Raw genomic sequence first — 6,821 nt, forward strand, 5'->3', positions numbered from 1 at the left:
AATGTATTTACGCTCTATATAAAAAGAACCGCAGATCTCTTCAGATCTACGGATTTTCGCCATGCCACGAAATTAGCATCATGCTAGCAAGTTAAGCGAACACTGACATGATAAATTAGTGGTTGGCTATATTTTTTACTTTGCAACAGAACCTTCTTTTAAATAGTTTATAAGCCTAAAGCTAAAATACAACAACTGTTGAAGATAGTAAGCGTGAGACAAATTTAATATTCTTCATCTATAGGATTGAATATATCCGTATTTCCACCTCGTTCTTGCACAATTTTAGATGCTACTTCGTTTCCCCATATACAAGCTTTTTCAATACTTTGGTTATCTAGCAAACCTGCTATAAAAGCTGCTGTGTGTGAATCACCAGCGCCTATAGTATCAGTTATAGGAACATTTTCCCCCTCTAAAATCTTAACTTTACACTTATTTGCTATAAGAGTACCTTCGTTGCCTAACGTAACTATCACAGGTTGATTAGTCTGTTTACTTACTTCTAATGCCGCATCTTTCACATGATTCTCACTACTCAATTGTAATATTTCATCCTCGTTGGCATGTACTATTGTGTTTATTTCAAGCAACTTCCTTATACTTTCACAGTTCATTTTATTAATCCTTGGTGAGGGGTCAAAAATAATTGTAGTTTTCTCGTTTAAACGACTAAATTCTTCTAATAAAACTTCGTCTGAAGGATGTTCAAAAGAATAACCTGACACATAAATATAATCATACTTATTAAGGTCAATTTCTTTAAACCAATTCTTTTTCCATGTCATTTCAACTCCGGGCATCGTTAAAAAAGTGCGTTCTCCATTATTTTCAACGATACATAACGTCCAACCATTATCTCCTAATATATTATTTAATAATGAAGTTTTGCCTTCTTTTTTTAACTTATTTTTAATAATTGTTCCATTAGGACCATCGCCAACGGGCACCATCAAATCATAATTAGCTTTGAACTGACTAAGTATATCGCCTACATTATATGCGCAACCACCTACTATTGTCTTCTCAGAGTGGGCAAATTCGTCCGATCCACTACTTGGTATACTATCAACATTTAAAATCACATCAATAACAGCACTGCCGATCACCAAAACCTTTTTTTGGCTATTAATCTGTTTATATTCTCTTGATGAACTTTTCATTTTTTAGCCTTCTTTCTGTGAGTATTTAAAGAAATATTAAATATATAGTATAAAAATCCGCTAACCATAAATGTTACAATTATATCAAAACTTGAAGAAGTAAAAATGTTTATTAATGCACCTGCTATTACTGCTATACTCCAGACCATTACTGTTTTAATATTCAGACTATTATACTGGGAATCGTAAACTAATTTTTTTTCATAACCTATATTTTTTCTCAATGTTGCATAATCAACAATGAAAATTGCACTCCAAGCAGCTAATCCAATACCCAAAACTCCTAAAAACATTTCAAAAAAAGCGAGAAAATTTCTGGAAACTACTAAGACATAAATAGGAATGGCAATAATAATAATTGAATGAATAATAATAACTGTAGAATTTTTTACTTTCAAATCAAAAGTACTCATAATTAATCTTGAGGACTTTAAACCTAAAAAACACATAGGAGTAAGGCCACCTAAAGCAGATATTAAGTAAATTACTGTCATCCAATTTGGTAGTACTTCGCTAATTAGTAAGATTGGATTTTCTGCATTTGCTAATTGTGGCTCTGAAGTAGCTAATAAAATTCCAGTACTTATAATGATAAATAAAGGGATAAACGCGCCAGCTGTAACACTAGTGATTATTGATAAAGAACTGTTCGATTTTTTTTGAAAACGGCTATAATCTGCAGCTGCGTTAGTCCAAGTCAATCCAGTTCCTACTATTACAAAGGCTAATGCAGGTAGAAAATCTTTAAGCCAAGACCCAGATTTCATAGAAAAAAGGGCGTTCCAATCAGTATTAGTAATTAAAATTGTTATAACTAATAAGGTTAATGCACCAAATACATATGTGAAAAATGTTTGTACTGATACAAGTATTTTTTGTGAAAAAAGAACAGATATAATAACTAGCCCAGCAAAAATCGCTAAACTCATCAAAATTAGAAATGTACTAGTCTTAAAACCAAAAGTACTAAATAAAGCCAGAAGAGTTAAAGTTCCTGTAGAAACATTAACAGATAACCAACCAACTTGACCTACCCAGCCAATTAAAGCAGGTATATGATTGCCTTTAAATCCAAATGGTGCTCTTGAGAGCATAAAAGTTGTAGCTCCACTATCTTTACCAGCTACACTTATATAACCAACTAGAACAAAGGATAACGGACCTATTATAGCAATCAAAATTGATTGTAAAAAGCTCAATCCGTAACTTACTATGACAGCGCCATAAACTATCCCGAGAATACCTAGATTGGCTGCAAACCATATAAAAAATAAGTCGATAGGTTTCCCGTTTTTTTCACTTTCAGGAAGAAAGACTTCTTCTTTTTCCATAACGAACACCTCCATTTTTTATAACATCTTATTTTTTTCGAGCGTAGTTGCATATTGTTCTAAGTTCACACTATTGTGTTTGTCGATAGTCTCTATCCAAAGTTTTTTAAAATTACTATATCCGTATTTAGCTCCCGATATAGCAGTTGCCATAGCGCCAATTGTGTCAGTATCCCCACCGATATTCGCACAAAAAATTGCGCATTTATTGGGGTCTTTACAAAAATAAGCAATTGCCAAAGCAGTGGGGACCGATTCAGTTAATGATGTTCCGCATCCTATCACATCATAAAGCCAGAGCGAATATTCCTCCTCTCTTTCGAAATGATTGGCAAACTGAACTGCTAATTTTAATCTTTCTGCTATTGATGCAGAAAAAGTTTGTTCTCCTTCTTTAATAGCTATATCGTGAATATCCAAAACGCCTTCTATAATTTCTTTCCAATTCTTATCTTCCGCTGCCAATGTTACTGCATAAGCAATCATACTAGCTCCGGCTATTGCAACATCACTTGTGTGAGTAACTTCACTAATTTCCTTAACATAATTTACAAGCTCTACTTTTTGATCTTTAGAAAATAAAGTACCAATAGGAGCAATTCTCATAGCCGACCCATTAGTTAATGCATTTTTTGTATAGAATTGGGAATCTTCTCCTTGTATTATTGCAGTTAAAGCTGCTTTAGAACTTGGGCCAAGAATATTATTTTTAAATGCGTTTGTAGCATTGGCCCATTCAATCAATTCGTCTGCTATGATTTTTTTTGAAGGTTCAAAATGATTTTTATTTAGTGCATCAATGATTAGTAGTGATTGTGCAGTATCATCTGTAAACTGTCCTTTGGTGAAATTTCTGGCTACCTTATTTTCATAAGGACCATCTAAAAAAGTTGTGATTTTCCCAAAAAAATCTTTAATTTTGTTGCGATTCCATAATTCTGAAGGCATACCTAAAGCGTCTCCAATAGCTTGGCCATATAAAGTTCCTAATATTTTATCCTTCATTATAAAACTCCCTTCTTGTCCACTTATACGTACGAGTTAATTTTTTATTTTAGAGCGCTTACATTTTATTGTCAAAATTTTAATATAAATCCCTTCCTTTTATACTATACACAATCTATTTTTTAGTTTTATTTATGATACGCTTCTCCTTATTAGTTATTTTGCTAAAAAAGAGAGGGCAGATTTTGTCCTCTCTTTTTAAACAACTCTATAATTTATTTAACAGATTAGAGAAAAATTGAATGATAGATTGAATAATTTCCACAATACCGTCCCATATGCGTTGAAGGAGATTTCTATTTTCTTCTGTATTCAAATCCTTGGCTTTATCTTTTGCTTTCTTCAATAAATCATCTGAGTTTTTTCAATATTTTTTAATACATCTTTTGCATTTTGTTTAAATGCTTTTGGATCAGAAGTTAAGGCATTAGAGTTTGCCACATTCACCATATTATTATTAATCATTTGAATTTGATTTTCTGATAATATTTCTGACAAGCCACGTTCATCGAGTACTTTATTGACCGTGTCTTCAACTTGTTGTTGTGTTATTTGTTTATCTTGATTTTGTTTAATATCTGCAAGTTGTTCTTTAATATCTGCTATTGAAGCATTCAAAGCTTCATCTGAATATCCATCTTTACCTTTATTTTCTTCTGAAATTCTACCTAAGTCATTCATTTCTTGATTAGAATTTTGAATATCTTCAGCGTTGAGGTCGTTACCTTTTTCTTCATATGCTTTATAAATACCAGCTAAAGCACCTTCACCAGTTACTTGGTCGACAGAAGCTATATGTATTTCTGCGTTTTTAATTCCTGCCGTAATTGCAGCATTTTGATATTGTTCAGATGTCACTTTTGTAATGTTATCTGGTGTATCAATTTTCACATCAACACCCTTACCCCATTTTTTATGTTCAATTGTTGCACTTGAATAAATATAACTTAGATTACTGCTGTTTGGGATATAATTACTCACATCATTGACGTTAACATTATAAGTTTCATAGTTATCATCAACGCCTAGAGCATTCTCAGTTTGTTGTAAATCTTGCCCTTCTAAGTCAGCGCCTTTAATAAAAACAGGTTCATCCCAATCTTCTTTATTTTCAGCTGCTTTAACAACACCTGAAGCTGATAACAACAATGTAGCTACTACTAAACTAGTTATTGTTTTTTTCATTTTCAAATACACCATCCCTTAAAATGTTTCATATATTTATATTAATCGTATCCAATAACATGTTTTTGAATTGTTTCAATCATTTCTGAATCAGCCTGTGTCATATCATACTTATAAATTTGGTTGAATCTTGGATTATAAATACCAATGTAACGTATATTCTCAAAGACAGACTTTTGAGATGCCTTACCCATTAAATAGTATATCACTAATTGAAGCGTACTGTTTTTCTGTGGTAGTTGTTTTGAAACTTTAAAATCCCACAAAGTATCTTCAGTTAGAAAGTCGCCATCTCCAGTATCAATAATGCTTGTATAACCACCCTCAAATGTGAAACCATCCATTTTAACTTCACCTGTTTGATTAAAAAATGAAAGACTTCTGTTTATAAGTGATTTTATATTATTAATTGTATCTTGATCGGGAATTTTAAATTCTTTAGGCATGCTTCCTGCTCTATATACCATATCGTAATTTACCAATTGACATGCTTTAATAATAGATAGATCATCATTATCATTAATATCTTTTAACAATGATTCGGCTGTTTGTAATTCCCCAGCTAATTTTGCGCCAGTTAACGATATGGCAAATGATTTTTTTTTGTCTTGATTTATAACCATACGAGTAAGGTAGTCTACGACTAAACCAATTGTTTGAGGTGCTATATTTTCATTTTTTGCATCTATAAATGTTTCTGGTTCTAGTTGCTTAACTTCAAATGATTTTCTGTTTAAATACCCACCACGGGGTTGTTTAATTTGTGAAATTCTTTGTGTAACACTAACCAATTAAAGACTCCTTTTGATAATAATATTTTTATATTTATGAAGCGTTTGAAGTTTCTTTGTCATTTTCTGAACTTTTTGATTCTACATCTTGAGATTGTTCATTTTCATAGTTGTTACCATCAGTATTTTCATCATTGCTTTGGTTATTATTTTCTTGTGCTGCATCTGGATTTTGCTTATCTTCGCTAGATGGTTGTTCTATTTGTTGATTTGGATCCTCACGTTCCTCATTTTGCGAAGCTTCCTCGTTACTATTTTCTTGCTGTTCTTCATTATTTTGTTTTTGATTTGATTTATTATTATCTTCTTCAATGTTGTCTCGATTTTGGTCAATTTTTGTATCTTTCTTCGTTGATTGTTTACTATCATCACCTGTTTGATTATTCTCTTTTTCATTTTGAGACTGATTGTTATTTGATGTTGATTGATTTGACTCATTGTCATATCCTTGTTCTTTTTGCCAATAATTACCTACGATGTTTGAAAGTTCTTTATATTTTTGTTCTGGAACATCAGAAGTAGCAGTTTCAAACTCAGGCATACCTTTCTTGTATACGTATGTATTGTAAAAATCAGCAGTTGAATTATAGATATCTTTGTCTATATAACCATTTTTAGCTTTTATAGGTCCATCTGGAGAGGTGATGGCACCACCTGTTTTGATAATTTCCCCTGTGTTTCTATCTATAATGGCGTGGTGCTTAACGGATTCGTTTATACCACCAAAAGGCGTTTCAATAAAAATTTCATCATTATTACTTTTATTTTTATTGTAAATCAGTTCATCTTTATTTTGAGTGAAATTGAGTATGTCTTCGGAGTTAAAAGCGATAGATTTTGCTTCATCAATTGTTATAGGTTCACTATTTCGATTATTTGCTTCATTTGTTGTTTCTGCAGTATTAGAATCACCTTGAGGTTGATTTTTTGTATTTTGATTGTTTTCCGCTACTTCATCATTTGATTGCTTTTCAGTTTCATCTGATTTTCTATCCCTTTCCTGTGTTTGATTTTGATCATTGTCTTTTTTATGATTATTATCTGTATTTTGACCACAAGCACTTAAAATAATAAAAGAAGACAAACCTAACATCCCTAATTTTCTAAATTTCATTCATACACCTCCCTGATATAAAACTCACTTTCCATGCTATCAAAAAATAAAGCGTTATCAAATACAATAAAATTAAAAGGTTCTGTTGCAAAGTAAAAAAATATAGCTAACCACTAATTTATCATGTCAGTGTTCGCTTAACTTGCCAGCATGATGCTAATTTCGTGGCGTGGCGAAAATCCGTAGATCTGAAGAGACCTGCGGTTCTTTTTATATAGAGCGTAAATACATT

General features: G+C 31.8%; 5 protein-coding genes and 3 pseudogenes. 1 reads left to right on the forward strand and 7 read right to left on the reverse strand.

Annotated features, from left to right (window positions below):
* Positions 1-95, forward strand: a pseudogene (locus HMPREF3239_RS12215) (IS6 family transposase); the annotation flags it as partial.
* A 129-nt stretch (positions 96-224) separates the two neighbouring features.
* On the opposite strand, the gene HMPREF3239_RS00775 reads toward HMPREF3239_RS12215, so the two are convergent.
* From HMPREF3239_RS00775 to HMPREF3239_RS12220, 7 genes and pseudogenes are all read right to left on the reverse strand, one after another.
* Positions 225-1,163: a PfkB family carbohydrate kinase gene (locus tag HMPREF3239_RS00775; RefSeq protein ID WP_070854369.1), complete on the reverse strand. Its 939-nt coding sequence runs from the start codon at positions 1,161-1,163 to the stop codon at positions 225-227.
* Positions 1,160-2,494: a purine-cytosine permease family protein gene (locus tag HMPREF3239_RS00780; protein WP_070854371.1), complete on the reverse strand. Its 1,335-nt coding sequence runs from the start codon at positions 2,492-2,494 to the stop codon at positions 1,160-1,162. The genes HMPREF3239_RS00775 and HMPREF3239_RS00780 overlap by 4 nt, the downstream gene beginning before the upstream one ends.
* An 18-nt stretch (positions 2,495-2,512) precedes the next feature.
* Entirely contained in the window at positions 2,513-3,499 is a 987-nt protein-coding gene (locus HMPREF3239_RS00785) for an ADP-ribosylglycohydrolase family protein (protein WP_049395810.1), read from the reverse strand.
* Between the two features lie 208 nt (positions 3,500-3,707).
* Positions 3,708-4,684 (reverse strand): annotated as a pseudogene (locus tag HMPREF3239_RS00790) (DUF1002 domain-containing protein).
* Between the two features lie 41 nt (positions 4,685-4,725).
* A complete protein-coding gene (locus HMPREF3239_RS00795; RefSeq protein ID WP_070854373.1) occupies positions 4,726-5,475 on the reverse strand; it encodes a hypothetical protein in 750 nt (249 codons plus the stop codon).
* A 34-nt stretch (positions 5,476-5,509) separates the two neighbouring features.
* Complete coding sequence (locus HMPREF3239_RS00800) at positions 5,510-6,589, reverse strand: hypothetical protein (RefSeq protein ID WP_070854374.1); 1,080 nt, start codon at positions 6,587-6,589, stop codon at positions 5,510-5,512.
* Positions 6,590-6,726: 137 nt separating this feature from the next.
* A pseudogene (locus HMPREF3239_RS12220) lies at positions 6,727-6,821 on the reverse strand (IS6 family transposase); the annotation flags it as partial.

Source organism: Staphylococcus sp. HMSC34C02 (genome assembly GCF_001838705.1).
Taxonomy (GTDB): domain Bacteria; phylum Bacillota; class Bacilli; order Staphylococcales; family Staphylococcaceae; genus Staphylococcus; species Staphylococcus borealis.